The 17,428-nt window shown below is 35.0% G+C and carries 14 protein-coding genes; 7 read left to right on the top strand and 7 right to left on the bottom strand.

What is annotated here, in order from left to right; all coding sequences use genetic code 11:
• Positions 1-5 precede the first annotated feature (5 nt).
• The 7 genes from groL to miaB all read right to left on the bottom strand — a co-directional run bounded on the left by groL (position 6) and on the right by miaB (position 6,736).
• A complete protein-coding gene (groL, locus tag DNU06_RS00395) occupies positions 6-1,634 on the bottom strand; it encodes a chaperonin GroEL (RefSeq protein ID WP_111061230.1) in 1,629 nt (542 codons plus the stop codon).
• A 24-nt stretch (positions 1,635-1,658) separates the two neighbouring features.
• Positions 1,659-1,925, bottom strand: a complete 267-nt coding sequence (locus DNU06_RS00390) for a co-chaperone GroES (RefSeq protein WP_111061229.1) — start codon at positions 1,923-1,925, stop codon at positions 1,659-1,661.
• Between the two features lie 181 nt (positions 1,926-2,106).
• Positions 2,107-2,409: a preprotein translocase subunit SecG gene (secG, locus tag DNU06_RS00385; RefSeq protein WP_111061228.1), complete on the bottom strand. Its 303-nt coding sequence runs from the start codon at positions 2,407-2,409 to the stop codon at positions 2,107-2,109.
• The gene (locus DNU06_RS00380; protein WP_111061227.1) at positions 2,406-3,518 is read right to left on the bottom strand and encodes a Tim44 domain-containing protein; all 1,113 of its coding nucleotides are present in this window, start codon (positions 3,516-3,518) and stop codon (positions 2,406-2,408) included. Before DNU06_RS00380 ends, secG begins: the two co-directional genes overlap by 4 nt.
• Complete coding sequence (locus tag DNU06_RS00375; protein WP_111061226.1) at positions 3,518-4,009, bottom strand: LptE family protein; 492 nt, start codon at positions 4,007-4,009, stop codon at positions 3,518-3,520. The genes DNU06_RS00380 and DNU06_RS00375 overlap by 1 nt, the downstream gene beginning before the upstream one ends.
• A 40-nt stretch (positions 4,010-4,049) precedes the next feature.
• The gene (locus DNU06_RS00370) at positions 4,050-5,306 is read right to left on the bottom strand and encodes a sigma-54 interaction domain-containing protein (protein WP_111061225.1); all 1,257 of its coding nucleotides are present in this window, start codon (positions 5,304-5,306) and stop codon (positions 4,050-4,052) included.
• Between the two features lie 2 nt (positions 5,307-5,308).
• Positions 5,309-6,736, bottom strand: a complete 1,428-nt coding sequence (gene miaB, locus DNU06_RS00365) for a tRNA (N6-isopentenyl adenosine(37)-C2)-methylthiotransferase MiaB (protein ID WP_111061224.1) — start codon at positions 6,734-6,736, stop codon at positions 5,309-5,311.
• 355 nt (positions 6,737-7,091) lie between these two features.
• Here miaB and topA point away from each other — a divergent pair, with 355 nt between their 5' ends.
• The 7 genes from topA (at position 7,092) to porN (ending at position 17,331) form a co-directional block, all read left to right on the top strand.
• A complete protein-coding gene (topA, locus tag DNU06_RS00360) occupies positions 7,092-9,518 on the top strand; it encodes a type I DNA topoisomerase (protein ID WP_111061223.1) in 2,427 nt (808 codons plus the stop codon).
• Positions 9,519-9,648: 130 nt separating this feature from the next.
• Positions 9,649-10,803: a formimidoylglutamase gene (locus DNU06_RS00355; RefSeq protein WP_111061222.1), complete on the top strand. Its 1,155-nt coding sequence runs from the start codon at positions 9,649-9,651 to the stop codon at positions 10,801-10,803.
• Positions 10,804-10,917: 114 nt separating this feature from the next.
• Positions 10,918-11,901, top strand: coding sequence for a PorP/SprF family type IX secretion system membrane protein (locus DNU06_RS00350; RefSeq protein ID WP_111061221.1), 984 nt, complete (start codon positions 10,918-10,920; stop codon positions 11,899-11,901).
• Positions 11,902-11,993: 92 nt separating this feature from the next.
• On the top strand, positions 11,994-13,610 hold the full coding sequence (gene porK / locus DNU06_RS00345; protein WP_146239096.1) for a T9SS ring complex lipoprotein PorK/GldK: 1,617 nt from the start codon (positions 11,994-11,996) through the stop codon (positions 13,608-13,610).
• Between the two features lie 52 nt (positions 13,611-13,662).
• Positions 13,663-14,508: a type IX secretion system motor protein PorL/GldL gene (porL, locus tag DNU06_RS00340; protein ID WP_111061219.1), complete on the top strand. Its 846-nt coding sequence runs from the start codon at positions 13,663-13,665 to the stop codon at positions 14,506-14,508.
• Between the two features lie 57 nt (positions 14,509-14,565).
• Positions 14,566-16,299: a type IX secretion system motor protein PorM/GldM gene (porM, locus tag DNU06_RS00335; RefSeq protein ID WP_111061218.1), complete on the top strand. Its 1,734-nt coding sequence runs from the start codon at positions 14,566-14,568 to the stop codon at positions 16,297-16,299.
• A gap of 21 nt (positions 16,300-16,320) precedes the next feature.
• Positions 16,321-17,331, top strand: a complete 1,011-nt coding sequence (gene porN / locus DNU06_RS00330; protein WP_111061217.1) for a type IX secretion system ring subunit PorN/GldN — start codon at positions 16,321-16,323, stop codon at positions 17,329-17,331.
• Positions 17,332-17,428: the final 97 nt, after the last annotated feature.

Raw genomic sequence — 17,428 nt, 5'->3', positions numbered from 1 at the left:
GCAAATTACATCATTGGCATTCCGCCACCGCCCATTGGAGGCATTGCGTGGTCGTCTTCAGGAATATCAGCGATTACACATTCGGTAGTCAATAACATAGAAGCAATAGAGGCTGCGTTTTCAATCGCAATTCTAGTCACTTTAGTTGGGTCAACTACACCTGCAGCTAATAAATTTTCATAAACTTCAGTTCTTGCGTTGTATCCAAAATCAGCTTTTCCTTCTTTTACTTTTTGAACAATTACCGCGCCTTCATCTCCAGCATTGGCAATAATTTGTCTCAAAGGTTCTTCCACTGCTCTTCTAATAATAGCAATACCAGTTTTTTCATCCTCATTAACGCCTACAACTTTGTCAATCGCCTCAATGGTTCTGATCAAAGCAATTCCTCCACCAGGAACAATTCCTTCTTCTACAGCCGCTCTTGTTGCAGATAATGCATCATCTACACGATCTTTCTTTTCTTTCATTTCAATTTCAGTCGCTGCGCCAACGTAAAGTACCGCTACACCACCAGCTAATTTAGCCAATCTTTCTTGTAACTTTTCTTTGTCATAGTCAGAAGTAGTCGCTTCCATTTGAGACTTGATTTGGTTTACTCTAGATACAATTGCATCTTTGTCACCAGCACCATTTACAATGGTTGTGTTGTCTTTGTCAATATCAATTTTCTCAGCAGTACCAAGCATGTCTAAAGTCGCGTTTTCCATTGTGTAACCACGTTCTTCAGAAATAACCATTCCACCTGTTAAGATAGCGATATCTTCTAACATTGCTTTTCTTCTGTCACCAAAGCCTGGCGCTTTTACAGCTGCAATTTTTAATCCTGCTTTTAATCTATTGATTACCAAAGTAGATAATGCAGTGCCATCAATGTCTTCTGCAATAATCAATAATGGCTTCCCTTGTTGCGCAACAGGCTCTAAAATTGGAAGAATCTCTTGAATATTTGAGATTTTTTTATCACAAATTAAAATATAAGGGTTTTCTAATTCCGCAATCATTTTCTCTGTGTTTGTCACAAAGTATGGCGATAAATAACCTCTATCAAATTGCATTCCTTCCACAGTTTTAACTTCTGTTTCTGTCCCTTTTGCTTCTTCAACTGTAATTACACCTTCGTTACCTACTACTTTCATTGCTTCCGCAATTAAAGTACCAATAGTATCGTCGTTGTTCGCCGAAATAGTTGCAATTTGTTTGATTTTTTCGTTGTCTGATCCAACTTCGTTTGAATTGCTTTTTAAGTGCGCAACAACTGCTTTTACCGCTTTGTCAATGCCTCTTTTCAAATCCATTGGGTTAGCACCTGCAGTCACATTTTTTAAACCTGCACTTACAATTACTTGCGCTAAAACAGTAGCTGTTGTTGTTCCGTCACCTGCAATATCTGCAGTTTTAGAAGCAACTTCTTTTACCATTTGAGCACCCATGTTCTCCACAGCGTCTTTTAATTCAATTTCTTTGGCAACTGTTACACCATCTTTAGTGATGTGTGGCGCACCAAACTTTCTGTCTATAATTACATTTCTCCCTTTTGGTCCTAATGTTACTTTTACTGCATTTGCAATAGCATCAACACCTCTTTTTAAGGCATCTCTAGCTTCTGTGTTAAATAATATTTCTTTTGACATAATGTTAATTTGTAATTGTTAAGATTAAAGAATTCCGTAAACGTCAGACTCTCTCATGATGAGGTAATCTTTTCCTTCTAATTTAATTTCAGTACCTGAATACTGTCCGTACAATACCGAATCACCAATTTTTACTGTCATTGGCTCATCCACTTTCCCTGGACCTACTGCAATTACTTTCCCTTGTAAAGGTTTCTCTTTTGCAGTGTCAGGAATAATTATACCGCTTGCTGTTTTTGTTTCAGCTGGTGCAGCTTCTATCAATACTCTGTCTGCTAATGGTTTTAACATAGTCTTACTATTTTTAGGTTAATTATTCTAATTTTAAATCAGTTGTATCCTGTCATATTTTATGCCAAACGCTAATTTTAATAGGGAGTATGACAGAATGGTCGTGATTAATTTTTAGGACAAAAAAAATGTCAGTACGAAGTGACATACTGACATTTTAAATCTATTTTTTTATTGAATTCTATCCTTCAAAATCTGTTGGGATATTTTCTGCGCTAGATTCAATTTGAATATTATCTACATCATCTACATTGGTAGTAGATGGTTTGTAAGAAATAGCTAAAATTAAACATAAAACTGCAATTCCAATTGCTAGTCCCCATGTTCCTTTTTCTAAAATATCTGTAGCTCTTTTGGCTCCTCCTAATTGGGTCGCTGAACCAAATTCAGAATTGATACCACCACCCTTAGGGTTTTGGATCAATACAAATAAAATCAAGGCAACACTTACAACGGCAATAATAATTAATAATAATGTATTCATTTTAATTCTTCTTTTCTAATTTTCTCAATTTGATTTGCAAAGAAACTCTTTTTTTTCGGATATAACAAGCTTAATTGCGCATAAGCTTTAATTGCCTTCGAATAATTTTTTTGCATGTAATATATTTTTGCCAGTGTTTCACTGACTAATACATCCGATTCATCCAAGCTTTCCTTGGCGTTTTTTACCGGATTATAAAATTCTTTTTTTATGCGTGCCATTTTAGGCTCTTCATCTATGAACTTGTTTAGCAGGTTATTAATTTCTTTTTTAGTAAGCTTTGTTTCTTTTTCTATCTCTTTTTTTATCGGCTTATCGACTGCAATTTCTTGGTGATTTTTTTTCATCTTTAACCAATCTGAAAAAGACAAATTGCTGACAGAAGACTCGGTTAAAATATTTTTTTCTTTTGATTTTTTTTCTAATTCTAAGGTGATTTCCTCATTATTAGGCTCAAAATTTAGTTCAATTCCTGTTTCAATCGAAATATTACCTTTTTCTAAAGGGATTTCTTCACTGGGTTTTTCTATATTTTCAACGTCAAATAATACCGCATTTTCTAATGCGCTACTGATAATGTTTTCGGTTAAATTTCGTTCATCAATCTCATCCGCTAACGTTAAATCTTGTGGGACTATGTCTTCGGTTACTTCCGCTACTTTTTCTGCCAAAATAGGCGGCTCGCTTGTAGCTTCTGTTTCTTGCTCTACGATATTGGAATCCACTTCAGTTATTTCTTCTACCAACTTACTGCTTTCCTCTTTTAAAGATTTGGCATCTGCAGTAATAGGGTCTTGAATTGTTGTCTCTTTAATAGATTCCGTTTCCTCTAATTCCTTGTCTACCTTTTTTACAGTAATGGTTTCGTTTAGCGAATTATGTTCGTGAATTAATTGGTATAATCGCTCTCGATTGTTCGCATGGATAGAAGCTGTTTTTAAGGCTTCTTCAAAATGAATATCCTTTGCATTAGCCAATGCTTTTATGTATAATAAATGAAGGGAACTACAAAAAGGGTATTGCTCTTTAATGGCTTTTAAATCCTTTAAGTTGTTACGACCAACTAGGTTGGGCTCTACAATAAATGTTGCAAGTTTATCTGTATCCATTACCAGTTACTTGTTAGTTTATTAATAATGTCCTGCCCTAATTTGGCATTGATGTCTTCTAATAGGGCATCTTCCACACTAGAAAGGTCACTGTCGGCTGAGAAATCAGAAAATTGACTAAAACTTTGCTCAAAGCTTTCTAAGGGATTCTTGTTATTGACTACCGTTACTAAAACAGTAATGGTTAATCTATTTTGTGCCGCTGTTTGGTCTCCTTGAACAGCAACTGGGTTTACTAAATAATTCGTAATTCGACCACTTATTTGAATGTCTGCAGTGCTGTTACTTAATTTTAATGAAGACCTGCCAATTATAAAATCTTTTAAGTACTCTGTAAATTGGGAACCATATCCTACAGGAGCATTGGCTGCCCTTTCTTCGAAGATTTCTACGGCAAAATTTTCGGCATCAATGCTGCCATCTAATACTGAATAACTAAAGCATCCTTGTAAAAAAGGCAATAATAAAAGTATGGTAAAAAGTTTGCGCATATTAGTCTAACGAATGGTAAATATAATTATTCTATCCACATTAATCATTTAAATCATATTCCTTAATTTTACGATATAAGGTTCTTTCTGATATACCTAAATCTTGTGCTGCATATTTTCTTTTTCCCCGGTGTTTCTCAAGCGCTTTACTAATTAATTCTTTTTCTTTATCCTCTAAAGAAAGTGATTCTTCCACTTCTACAGCAGGCTCGAAATGATCGGGTTCGGCTGTTTCGTGGTGACTTGGTTTTGTGGGTTCACTTTGTATATGTCCTTGTGGAAAATGAGGGAGTAAATTTTTGGTTTCCGGTTGAATGTCTTCGTATAACTGTTCAATTATTCTGGTCTTTTCTTCTGTGCTGATTGATCCCGAGTCACTTTGAATGATTTTTAATACTAGTTTTTTTAATTCATTCAAATCCTTTTTCATGTCGAACAAAACCTTGTATAGGATGTCTCTTTCTGAGAAATTATCGGCTTCCTTTTTTTGTACCATTGGTAAAGAAGAAGTCGGTTTTAATTCGGGTAAATATAATTTTAAAACAGCAGCAGTTATCTCTCTTTCTTGTTCAATTATCGATATTTGTTCTGTCGTGTTTTTTAATTGACGTATGTTTCCAGGCCAATTGTAATTCGTCAATAATTGGACTGCTTCTTCATCTAGTCGAATGGTCGGCATTCTATATTTTTCTGCAAATTCACTGGCAAACTTTCTAAATAGTAAATGTATATCTTCATTTCTTTCCCTTAAGGCGGGGAGGTGAATAGGCACGGAGCTTAAACGATAAAATAAATCTTCTCTAAATTTGCCACTGGCTATAGCTTCTTGTAAGTTTTCGTTGGTTGCTGCTACAACTCTTACATCTGTTTTTATGGGTTTCGAAGAGCCAACTCTTAAAAATTCACCGGTTTCTAATACCCTTAATAATCTTACTTGGGTTTGCGTCGGTAATTCTGCTACTTCATCTAAAAAAATAGTACCACCATCTGCCTCTTCAAAGTAACCTTTTCTTTTGTCGTGTGCTCCCGTGAAGGAACCTTTTTCATGTCCAAATAGTTCTGAATCAATGGTGCCTTCTGGAATTGCACCACAGTTTACCGCAATGTAAGTAGCATGTTTTCTCGCACTTAAATGGTGAATTACTTTTGGCATATTTTCTTTACCAGTACCACTTTCACCAGTAATTAGTACATTCATATCCGTAGGCGCTACTTGTGTAGCGATACTTAAAGCCCTATTTAATGCAGGGGAATTGCCAATAATACCAAATCGTTGTTTTACTTGCTGTATGTCCATTTTTATACAATTTCTCCGATTAATGTAGTGGTAGTGTAGTCTGATATTTTAACGTTTACATAAGTACCAACTTTATGTGCTCCAATTGGGAATATACAGGTGACATATTGCGTGTTTCTGCCATAGGCATCTTTTTCCGACCTTTTGGAAGTACCTTCAATAAGAACTTTGTATGTTTTACCGACGTTACTTTTGTTATGCGCTTTTGATAATACATGTTGTAAATCTATTACTTCTTGTAGTCTAGATTTTTTCACCGCCAACGGAATGTCGTCTTCAAATTTTCTTTCTGCCAATGTCTTTGGTCGTTCAGAATAGAAAAACATGTAAGAGAAATTATATTTTACTTCTTTTATAATAGATACCGTGTCTTCAAATTCTGCTTGCGTTTCACCGCAAAATCCGGTGATTATATCTGTAGATATGGCGCAATCAGGCATGATGCGTTTAATGGCTTCAATTCTGTTTAAATACCACTCCCTAGTATACCCCCTGTTCATTCTTTTTAAGACCGCTGAATTTCCAGATTGAACTGGCAAGTGAATGTATTTACAAATGTTTTCGTGCTTAGCCATGGTGTGTAATACGTCATCCACCATGTCTTTTGGATGGGAAGTGGAAAATCGAACCCTTAAATCTGGATTTACCAAAGCCACCATTTCTAAAAGCTGCGCAAAGTTTACAGTCGGTTTTTCTGCGTCTATAATTTCATCTTTTTTAGAAATGTTCCAACGATAACTGTCTACGTTTTGTCCTAATAAAGTAACCTCTCTATAACCATTGTTAAATAATTCTTGCGCCTCTTTTACTATGGTCTCAGGATTCCTACTGCGTTCACGTCCACGAGTAAATGGTACCACACAAAAGGAACACATGTTATCGCATCCACGCATAATGGAAATAAAAGCAGTAACACCACCCGATCCTAATCGAACGGGAGAAATATCGGCGTAAGTTTCTTCTCTGGAAAGTAATACATTCACTGCTTTTTGACCGCTTTCAACTTCTTGAATTAAGCCTGGTAGATCTCTATAAGCATCCGGTCCAGCAACTAAATCGACTAATTTTTCTTCTTCTAATAAATCCTTTTTTAAGCGCTCTGCCATACATCCTAAAATGCCAATTATTAATTTAGGATTGTTTCTTTTTTGCTTTTGGTATTGGCTTAGTTTATTTCTTACCCTTACTTCTGCATTTTCTCTAATAGAACAAGTGTTCATTAAAATTACATCCGCAATACTGGAATCTCTAGTGGTTGAAAAACCTTCTCCAATTAAGATAGAAGCAACAATCTCACTGTCCGAAAAATTCATCTGGCAACCGTAACTTTCTAAATATAATTTTTTACCGTTGTTGTTGGATGCCATCATCAATGCCTCACCTTGCTGTGATTCATCTATGGTTTTATGGAGGTCTATTGTATCTTTCATTTTCTATATTCTGCTGCAAAGTTAAAGATTAATTTTTTTCTGCCATTATGACAGTAGATTATTTTAAGGAAGAATTATCTTGGAATTGCTTACTTCTGCCGTTTTTAGGGTGTTTCTTAGGGTGTTTTTACTTAACTATTCTTTTCTTTATGACCTGAAGCAGACAATTTAACTTTTTTTAAAAGCAAAGATATTTAGTTGTATACGCTTGAGGTAAAGCAATATAAACCTATCTCTTTCGTTGTTTGTAAATCAATATTGGATTCCTAGATTTTTTAAAAATTAGATTTATCCAATTACCTTTTATAACTTTGTGCTCTGAAAATTCGAGAATAGCGTTTCCAAAAAAGTAATTATGGCAAAAAATTTAGTGATCGTCGAGTCACCTGCAAAGGCAAAAACAATTGAAGGATATTTAGGAAAGGATTTTACGGTAATGTCGAGTTATGGACACGTGAGAGATTTGGGTAAAAAAGAAAATGCAATTGATGTTGAAAATGATTTCTTGCCCAATTACGAGGTTTCTGTAGATAAGAAAAAAATTGTTGCCGAACTTAAAAAATTAGCAAAGGGTGCTGACATTGTATGGCTAGCGACGGATGAGGATCGCGAGGGAGAAGCTATATCTTGGCACTTAAAGGAAACTTTGGGACTAAAAGAGGATAACTATAAAAGAATCACATTTAACGAAATTACGAAGTCAGCGGTAACGAAAGCTATTGAGAATCCAAGAAAAATTGACGACGATTTAGTAAATGCACAACAAGCAAGAAGAATTTTAGATAGATTGGTTGGTTTTGAATTGTCCCCCGTTTTGTGGCGAAAAGTAAAACCATCATTGTCTGCCGGTAGAGTACAGTCGGTAGCGGTGAGATTAATTGTAGAGAGGGAAAAAGAAATTGAAGCATTTAGTACAAGTAGTTACTTTAATACAGATGCGATTTTTAGCGTGGATAATGCAAAATTCAAGTCTAAATTAAATAAAACTATTGACGGTAAAGCTGCGGCAACTAAATTTTTAGAAGCTTGTAAGACTTACGATTTTAGTATTGCAGATATTCAAAAAAAACCAGCAAAGAAATCTCCAACAGCTCCTTTTACAACATCAACCTTACAACAAGAGGCAAGTTTAAAATATGGCTTTTCTGTTTCCAGAACCATGTCGGTTGCACAAAGATTATATGAAGCTGGAAAGATTACTTATATGAGAACAGATTCTGTTCATTTGTCGGATACGGCAGTGAATGGTGCGGTAAGTGAAATTAAAAAAGCTTATGGTGACGATTTTGTAAAGACAAGAAAATATAAAACGAAGTCTAGTAATGCACAAGAAGCGCATGAGGCCATTAGACCAACAGATTTTTCCATGCATACTGTGGTTGGAGAATCTGATGAAGAAAAATTATACCAATTAATTTGGAAACGTGCCATTGCTTCACAAATGAGTGATGCGCAATTAGAACGTACTACAATCTCTATTGATGCACCGCAAAGCTACCAGTTTTTAACCAAAGGTGAAATTATCAAATTCGAAGGTTTCTTAAAAGTTTATTTAGAAACGAACTTAGATGACGACGAAGAGGAAGCAGCAGATGGTTTGTTGCCGGACATGAATAAAGGAGACCATTTAAATAAAGAATTAATCCAAGCTACTGAACGTTTTTCTAGACCGCCTTCAAGATATGTGGAAGCAAGTTTAGTGAAGAAACTTGAGGAATTAGGAATTGGTAGACCGTCTACCTATGCACCAACTATTTCTACGATTCAAAAAAGAGGATACGTGGAAAGAGGTATCCATGAAGGAGACGAAAGAAAATATTTGCAGTTAGCTTTAACTGAAAATAAAATTGCTGAAAAAGCTTTAACTGAAAAAACAGGAAGTCAAAAAGGGAAAATGATACCAACGGATATTGGTAGAGTAGTAACCGAGTTTTTAGTGGAGAACTTTGGTAGAATTATGGAATATAGTTTTACTGCTAGTGTAGAAGAAGAGTTTGATGATATTGCACATGGTCTAAAAAAATGGACTGAGATGCTTAAGAAATTTTATGTTCCTTTTCATAAGAATGTAGAAGATACCTTAGAGAATTCGGAAAGAGCAACAGGAGAAAGAGCGCTAGGTGATGATCCTAAAACTGGAAAACCTGTCATTGCCAGAATCGGTCGTTTTGGACCAATGATTCAAATTGGGGTTCAAGATGATGAGGATAAACCAAAATTTGCTTCTTTAAGAGCTACACAAAGTATCCACTCTATATCTTTAGAAGATGCATTAGAACTCTTTAAGTTTCCAAAAGTAATTGGTGAGTTTGAAGATAAAGATGTGAAAATTAATGTAGGACGTTTTGGTCCTTATGTACAACATAACTCAAAGTTTGTTTCTATTTCTGAAAAAAATGGAGACAGCATAGATACCATTACAATCGATAGAGCGATTGAATTGATTAAAATCAAACGAGAAGAAGACGCTAAAAAACTAATTAAGACCTTTAGTGAAGATGATACCATGCAGTTATTGATTGGTAGATGGGGACCTTATTTAAAAATAGGTAAAAACAATTTTAAACTGCCGAAAGATGTGGAAGCTGAAAATTTGACTTACGAACAATGTGTTGAGATTTCAGAAAACCAACCCGCTAAAAAGGGTAGGGGAGCAACCGCGAAAAAAACGGTAGTTAAAAAAGCTGCACCTAAAAAGAAAGCAGCTGTAAAGAAAAAAGCAGTGGCTAAAAAAACTACAGCTAAAAAGCCGGCAGTTAAGAAAACAGCAGCCAAAAAATAATATAAAGTACTAAACCTTAAAGTGTAAAAGTATGTTGACAATGATTTGAAGATTTCATTGTTAACAGTACTTTTAAAAAAGGATTTTTTGTGCCGCTTTTTCTGATAAATTTGATCTTTCAATTTATTACATGAAGGATATTTCTATTTATTTTGACCCAATTAATTATACCGAACCAGCATATAATACGGATCTAGGGTCGCATATAAAGACAGAAAAAGAACACGCTTTTCAATTAAAAAAAAACAGCATAGCCCTCATCTTTGTCGGGGAATATAGAGGTAGTGATCAAAACGCCGATACGCTTTCTATTGCTAGTGTAGTAGATAAATTAACAGGACTGCAATGGGGCGACTGGAAAAAAGAAGTCTATTTATTGGGGCAGATTAAACCTGGAGCATCTGTTGGAGATACTTATGTCGCTTTAAAAGAAGTTGTTTTTGAATTGGTAAAAAAAGATATCTTTCCTTTTATTATCGGTGGTAGCCAAGACTTAACTTACCCTATTTATCAAGCTTACGAAAAATTAGAGCAAACAGTAAATCTGTTATCTATAGATTCACACTTCGATCTTGGAGACCCTAACGAAGCAATTAAAGCCAATGGTTGGTTAAATAAAATTATTTTGCACCAACCAAATTACTTATTCAACTATGCTAATATTGGTTACCAAAGCTATTATGTAAATGCCGAGGAAATTGATCTGTTTAACCAATTGTATTTTGATGCCAATCGATTAGGTGATTATTATACCGATAGTACTTTAGTGGAACCATTGGCAAGGAATTCCGATATTATTTCATTCGATATGAATTCAATAAGGAGTAGTGATTATTCAGGTAATACTGAAAAATCTCCCCATGGTTTTTATGGCGAAGATGCTTGTCGAATTATGCGTTATGCTGGTATCAGTGATAAGTTAACCAGTGCCGGTGTTTTTAATTTAAATACAGAAACTGGAGACGGTGAATTGAGCGCTAATTTATTGGCGCAAATGATTTGGTACTTTATAGAAGGATTCAACCAACGTAAAGGAGATTATCCGGTCTGTACCAAAAAGAATTATATCCGATACCATGTCAATATAGATGATTTTAAGGATGAAATTTTATTCTATAAAAGCGATAAGTCAGGCCGTTGGTGGATTGAAGTTCCTTACCCCAATACAGATCGTTCTAAATTTCACCGCCATTTATTAGTGCCCTGCACTTATCAAGTGTATGTAGATGCAACTAAAAATGAAATGCCTTCACTTTGGTGGAAAACTTATCAAAAACTCCTTTAATGGTTTGAAGCTTAAAAAATCATAGATTTCTATTAAAAAAAATCGTATTTTTAAAAAAATATATTTACTTTAGCCACCGCATGAATTGTTTTTCGTGCTCAAAAGATTTTTTTTATGAAGAAGATTCTACTATTACTTACGTGTTATTTAACTGCTAATGTGTCGTTTGCGCAGAGTGACAAAAACTTTACACATTACATGGCTGATCAAATGTCTTTCAATCCAGGAGCAACTGGTTTTAAAGGAATTTGCGGAACGTTTATCTATAGAAACCAATGGATTGGGTTTGAAAACGCACCGAGTACAATATTGTTTAATGCCCAAATGAATCTCCAACAAATTGGAGCAGGTGTGGGTATTTCATTTATGAATGATAAAATTGGCTTTCAAAGTGAAACGGATTTTAAAATCAATTTTGCAAAACATTTTGAAGTAGTAGGATACGGGTATTTAAGTGCTGGTATTGGATTAGGTCTAGAAAGTATGGGGTTTTCACCAACTTGGATTCCACCACAGCCAGGTTTAACAGATGTTAATTTGCCAGAGGAAGTTTCTCAGGCAGGTATAGATATTAATTTAGGCCTGTTCTGGAGAGGAACATCTTCCCCATATTATATTGGTTTATCATCTACGCACATTACTGCGCCTGAGTTAAAAACAGTGAATTTTAAAAAATCAAGACATTACTACGCTACTGGTGGAATGGATGTAGATTATGACATGTTACCATTGGTAAGTGGGTTAACATTAAAGCCTTCTATGATTATCTATTCTGATTTAGTTTCTACTTCAATGGATATTACCTTAATTGGAGATTATGAATTAAATCCTTATCAATCTGTTTACGCAGGTGCTTCTTATAGAAGAAAAGATGCGTTAGCGGTATTGTTAGGTTTCTCAATGAAAATATCTGATGATGATAATCACGGACCTTTAGGCGGTGATCCAAGTGTATTAAAAATTGGGTTATCTTATGATATTACAACAAGTAGTATTAACGATCCAAGTAAAGGATCACCAGAACTATGGTTGAATTATTGTTTATTTCAACCAGATCCAGCAGTGGCTCGATACGTAAATCCGTTTATTTTACAATAGGATTTAAAAAAAATTGTAACTAAAAAAGTGAAGTTTCGTTTATAAACTATAAAACCAACCCTTATATAGTGAGTCGAAATAAAATTGGTAGCATGAAAAAAGAAATTTTTGGAATTATAATGATGGCGATAATGCTTGCAGGATGTGATCCTGGCACCGGGCATTTGACAGGAGTGCAGGGAAGAAGAGTCTTTTATCCCGAAGTACCTTTAGGAATGGTCTACATTCCTTCTGGATCCTATACCATGGGACAAAGTGATGAGGATGTTCCTTTTTTACATCAATCTCGCTCTAAAGTAGCATCTGTATTTGCTTTTTATATTGACAATACGGAAATTACTAACAATGAGTATAGAGAGTTTGTAGAATGGGTGAAAGATTCCATCATGCTAGAACGTGTTTATGAAAATGCGTTGAACTTAAATGTAGACGGAATTGTTATCAAGGATGAAATTTCTGATGAACAATTAGGAGACATGCTTAACCATAGTGATGTCTACTTTGATGAGTCTGCTGGAGAGTGGAAAGTGTGGGCTGATGAATTTGATCCAGGTGATCCTTATTTTAGAGAAAACTTTAATTTAAGTTGGTCTATGAAAGGAATTACTGATTTTCAAATTTTACCCTTGGTTTCTGATTTGTATTTAAAACCAAATGAAAGATGGTATAATATGCGTCAAATTGATGTGAACCAATTAACCTTTAAATACTATTGGGTAGATATTCGTGAAGCAGCAAAAAGAGGGGAAGTAAACATTAAAAGAAATGGATTTAAACCTGAAAGTGGTGGATCTGGTGGAGAACCAACTAATCGTTCTTTAGACCCACAACATAGAGATTTAAAAACACCAACAACTAATTTTGTTGGAGAACCTATTGGTTTGGACGAAAACTTAGGTTGGTTCAATACTAAAGGAGAAAATAATGCCATTAGAGGGCATAGTAATAGAGGTCAATTTATTATTGAAGAGCAAATCCGTGTGTATCCTGATACTTTATGTTGGATACGTGATTTCACCTACTCATTTAATGATCCTATGGTAAATATGTATTTCTGGCATATTGCTTATGATAATTATCCTGTAGTTGGGGTAACTTGGAAACAAGCAAAAGCTTTCTCTCACTGGAGAACACAAAAATTAAATTCTTGGTTGTCAAAACAAGGGATGACTTGGGTACAAGATTTTAGATTACCAACAGAAGCAGAATGGGAATTTGCATCAAGAGGTGGATTAAAACAATCGCCATATCCTTGGGGTGGTCCTTACATTAGAAATTCAAATGGATGTATGTTGGCTAACTTTAAACCTATGAGAGGTAGATATGTGGATGATGGTGGTTTTTACCCAGTGAAAGCATATTCTTATAATCCAAATGGATTCGGCTTATACTGTATGTCAGGTAATGTTGCGGAATGGACGGAGACTGCTTATGATGAATCTGTTTACGAGTTTTCAAATGATATGAATCCTGATTATAGATATTATGCTTTGGATTGGGATCCACCAACATTGAAAAGAAAAGTGATTAGAGGTGGTTCATGGAAAGATATTGGTTATTACTTGCAAAACGGAACAAGAACCTACGAATTTCAAGATACAACCAAGTCTTATATTGGATTTAGATGTGTACAAACTCACATTGGTCGTGGTGGAACTGACTTCGATAGAGAAGGCGGAGATAATGCTAGATCGGATATAGAACTATAATATTATACAATAAACAATAAACCAAAAGTTAAACTAAAAAACAAGGAAAATTATGAAACCAGGAAGTAAAAAGTGGAAAAATTTTATGGCGAAATTATACGGTATCGGGGCTGCCGTAGTAATCGTTGGAGCATTATTTAAAATTATGCACTGGCCATTCGCTGGACCCATGTTAGTTATTGGGTTGTCTGCAGAGGCTATAATTTTTCTTTTCTCTGCATTTGAACCATTACACGAAGATCCAAATTGGGAATTAGTATACCCTGAATTAGCATTAGCACATGATGAAGATTTTGATGTACATGCTTATATCTCAGAAAAAGGTGTTTCTGGAGTTGTTGCCGGTGGCGGTGGCGGCGGTGGTTCCGCAACTGGAATTACAGAACATTTTGATAGCTTATTAGAAGAAGCAAAAATTGATGCTGATTTATTAAATAGATTAGGAGATGGGATTAGAACTTTAAGTGAAAACGCAGAAGGTTTAAAAGCTGTTTCTGGTGCTGCTGCAGCAACGGATAATTACGTAGCTAGCTTAGAAGAAGCTTCTGGACAAGTAAAACAATTGTCAAGTACTTACGAAAGAGCGTCTGAGTCTATCTTAGGTTTGACTGCTGGTACGGAAGATGGTGCTTCATTTGGAGAACAAATGCAAAAAGTATCTACTAACTTATCTGCTTTAAATAGTGTATATGAATTGCAATTGAAAGGTTCTTCTGCTCACTTAGAAGCAACAGATAAATTTCAAAGTCAAGTGGTTGAAATGATGGCTAACTTAAGCGATTCAGCTGAAGATACAAAACGTTATAAAGAGAATATGGCAATGCTTTCTCAAAACTTAACAGATTTAAACCAAGTTTATGGTAATATGTTAAAAGCCATGACAGTTTCAAGAGATTAATTTCTCAAGTTGAAATTGTTTATTAATTAAATGTTTAATTTAAGCTAATTAAAGAAAATGGCAGGAGGAAAAGAAACCCCAAGACAGAAGATGATCGGGATGATGTATCTCGTATTAACGGCACTATTGGCAATGAATGTTTCTAAGCAAGTAATTGCTGCATTTATTACTTTGAACGATAAAGTTGAAGTAAGTACAGGTGCAATAGAAAACAAAAATGGTGCAATTTACCAAGGATTTGAAGCAAAAAAAATGTCTTTAAAATCTACTGGTGGAGATGTAAAGGATATCGAAAAGTGGCAAAAAAATGCAACTGAAGTTAAAAATGAAGCAGATAAAACTGTTGGTTTTTTAATTGGACTATCTAATGAAATGATTGGCCTTGCAGAAGGTGGTCAAGATTGGATAGACCATGATTTAGATGTGGAAATTGATGGACAAACTTATCCGTCTGGTTTGAAGTCCTTAGGTGGTATTCAAAATTTTGATAACTACGATATTCCAACTAATTTATTTGTTGGTTCTGATAGAAGTAATCCAAATGAAAAAGGGATTAGTATTAGAACTAATTTAAATGGATATAGAGATTATTTAGTAACAAAAATCGGTAACTATAGCGAAGGTAAAGTAAAATGGACTTTTGAACCACCAGCTGAAAAATCGGATTTAAAAGCAGCTTTGGCTAGTGCTAATCCAGTAGATACAAGTAAAATCATTCAATTGTATGATTTATTAAACTACCCGGAAGAAGTACACGGTCATGATGAAGGAGCAGAAGCAATGCCATGGGTAGCTGCAATGTTCGATCACGCACCGATTGTAGCAGCAGCAGCAATGTTCTCTGCATTAAAATCGGATGTAAGAAACGCGGAATCTGTAGCAGCACAACATATGTTGGATAAAGTAGATGCACCAATGTTTAATTTCAACAAAATTGAACCAATGGCATTTGCACCATCTGCATACATTAACCAAGGTGATTCTTTACCTTTAAATGTGAAAATTGCGGCTTATGATTCTACTGAAATCGCTGAAATCGCTTACGGTATGGATGCGGATACACTTCCTGAAAGATGGAAAAAAACAACGGGAACTATTGGACTTTCAGGAGCAACTGCTGGTAGCCATAAAGTAAAAGGTGTTATTTATGTGAAACAAAAAGGAGAATTAGTGCCTAAACCATGGTCATTCAACTATACAGTTGGACAACCAATGGGTGTGGTAGCTTTACCAGAAATGAGAGTTTTATATCGTGGATATAAAAATATTGTAGAAGGTACTGCGTCTGGTTTCCCAGCTGATAAAGTTTCCTTAAGTGGAAGTGGCTGTAATTTGTCTAAGTCAGGTAAAACTTGGGTAGCAACTGTTGGTTCAGGTGTTAGAGAGGCAAGTATTAGTGTTATCGGAAGAAAAGATAATGGTGGATCTGTAAATTTAGGTTCTTTTAAATTTAAAGTTAAAAAGTTACCTGCACCTACAGTTTATTTAGGTGGTATTACAAACGGTCAAAACCCTGGTCTTTCTTCTGTGAAAGCGAATGCAAACAGTAAAATATCTTGTAGATATGACGAGTCAGTTCCTTTAACAGGTGTAGCATTTACAGTAGTAAGTGGTACAGTAACTGTAGATGGTTTAATGGCTAAAGGTCGTGTTGGTGGCGGTGGAAAACTAGATGGTAATGCTAAGAAAATTTTAGCACAATCTAGAGGGAAACAAGTTACTATGCTAGTTACTTATAGAGGACCAGATGGTGTTTCTCAAAGAGGAGCTTTAGTATTTACACCTAGATAATTATAATTTAAGTAGAGAGAGATGAAAAAATTAAGTATTTTATTAGTGGTTTGTCTTTTGGGTTCAATAGCAATTGCCCAAGGAGATGATGTGAGAGGGCCTATTTCATATCCTGCACCCGGTGTTATGGATGGAGTGTATATGGAGTCTAATATTCCAACTAAAAAAGTGGTTCCTTACGAGTTTGTGAGAGAAGCGGATGTTATTTGGAGTAAAAAAGTGTGGCGAGTGATTGACTTAAGAGAAAAGTTTAATCATCCTTTATACTACCCTTTGGATGATATTGAAGAAGGAATGTGGAAAAAGAACACTACTAGATGGAGTTTATGGACAATTATTCGTCACCATATCATGACTGGAGAATTAACTTTATATTCCCCATTCAACCCTAACTGGGAGGCATGGAAAGATGGTGATTTATTTAAATATCCTGTAACTTCAAACAATCCTGGTGGAACTTATTATAACGATAAGGAATTCCGTGAAAGAATGTTCATCTATGTTGGTACTGAAAAAGTAGATCCTTTTGCAGATCCATTAAAAAGTTTGGTATATCCAGATGAAGATAGTTTGAAAATGGGAGCGGATGGTTTTATGGAAGCAGTTTACCCTCCTAGTGATACCTTATGGTTTAAATCTAAAGATATTGTTCAATACAAAATTAAAGAACAATGGTTCTTTGATAAGGAAAGATCAATAATGGAATGCAGAATTTTAGGTATTGCACCTATGGTTTATGCTAGAGATAATAACGATAATATTACTGGATTTAGAGAGTTATTCTGGTTGTATTTCCCACAGTGTAGATACGTTTTCCAAAACTTCTTCGTACAAAGTTCTTCGAATGATGCGCAAAGAATGTCATTTGATGATTTATTCTGGAAACGTAAGTTTACTTCTTACATCACCAAAGAATCTAATTTATACGATAGAGATATTGATACTTATAAAGCAGGTGTAGATGCTTTGCTAGAATCGGAAAGAATTAAAGAAGATATCTTTACTTTTGAACACGATTTGTGGAGTTTCTAAACACGCTTTAATATACATTATTGAAAACGGGAAGCAACTTGCTTCCCGTTTTTTATTTATTATCACTACTTTTGCGCTTTATTTATAACTATGATTC

The organism is Putridiphycobacter roseus (assembly GCF_003234935.1).
Lineage (GTDB): Bacteria > Bacteroidota > Bacteroidia > Flavobacteriales_D > Crocinitomicaceae > Putridiphycobacter > Putridiphycobacter roseus.
The sequence above is the reverse complement of the archived record's forward strand: the minus strand, read 5'-3'. Positions and strand labels throughout refer to the sequence as shown.

Coding starts and splice junctions, on each gene's coding strand:
- groL (WP_111061230.1), bottom strand. CDS start 1,634: ATGTCAAAAGAAATATTATTTAACACAGAAGCTAGAGATGCCTTAAAA.
- DNU06_RS00390 (WP_111061229.1), bottom strand. CDS start 1,925: ATGTTAAAACCATTAGCAGACAGAGTATTGATAGAAGCTGCACCAGCT.
- secG (WP_111061228.1), bottom strand. CDS start 2,409: ATGAATACATTATTATTAATTATTATTGCCGTTGTAAGTGTTGCCTTG.
- DNU06_RS00380 (WP_111061227.1), bottom strand. CDS start 3,518: ATGGATACAGATAAACTTGCAACATTTATTGTAGAGCCCAACCTAGTT.
- DNU06_RS00375 (WP_111061226.1), bottom strand. CDS start 4,009: ATGCGCAAACTTTTTACCATACTTTTATTATTGCCTTTTTTACAAGGA.
- DNU06_RS00370 (WP_111061225.1), bottom strand. CDS start 5,306: ATGGACATACAGCAAGTAAAACAACGATTTGGTATTATTGGCAATTCC.
- miaB (WP_111061224.1), bottom strand. CDS start 6,736: ATGAAAGATACAATAGACCTCCATAAAACCATAGATGAATCACAGCAA.
- topA (WP_111061223.1), top strand. CDS start 7,092: ATGGCAAAAAATTTAGTGATCGTCGAGTCACCTGCAAAGGCAAAAACA.
- DNU06_RS00355 (WP_111061222.1), top strand. CDS start 9,649: ATGAAGGATATTTCTATTTATTTTGACCCAATTAATTATACCGAACCA.
- DNU06_RS00350 (WP_111061221.1), top strand. CDS start 10,918: ATGAAGAAGATTCTACTATTACTTACGTGTTATTTAACTGCTAATGTG.
- porK (WP_146239096.1), top strand. CDS start 11,994: ATGAAAAAAGAAATTTTTGGAATTATAATGATGGCGATAATGCTTGCA.
- porL (WP_111061219.1), top strand. CDS start 13,663: ATGAAACCAGGAAGTAAAAAGTGGAAAAATTTTATGGCGAAATTATAC.
- porM (WP_111061218.1), top strand. CDS start 14,566: ATGGCAGGAGGAAAAGAAACCCCAAGACAGAAGATGATCGGGATGATG.
- porN (WP_111061217.1), top strand. CDS start 16,321: ATGAAAAAATTAAGTATTTTATTAGTGGTTTGTCTTTTGGGTTCAATA.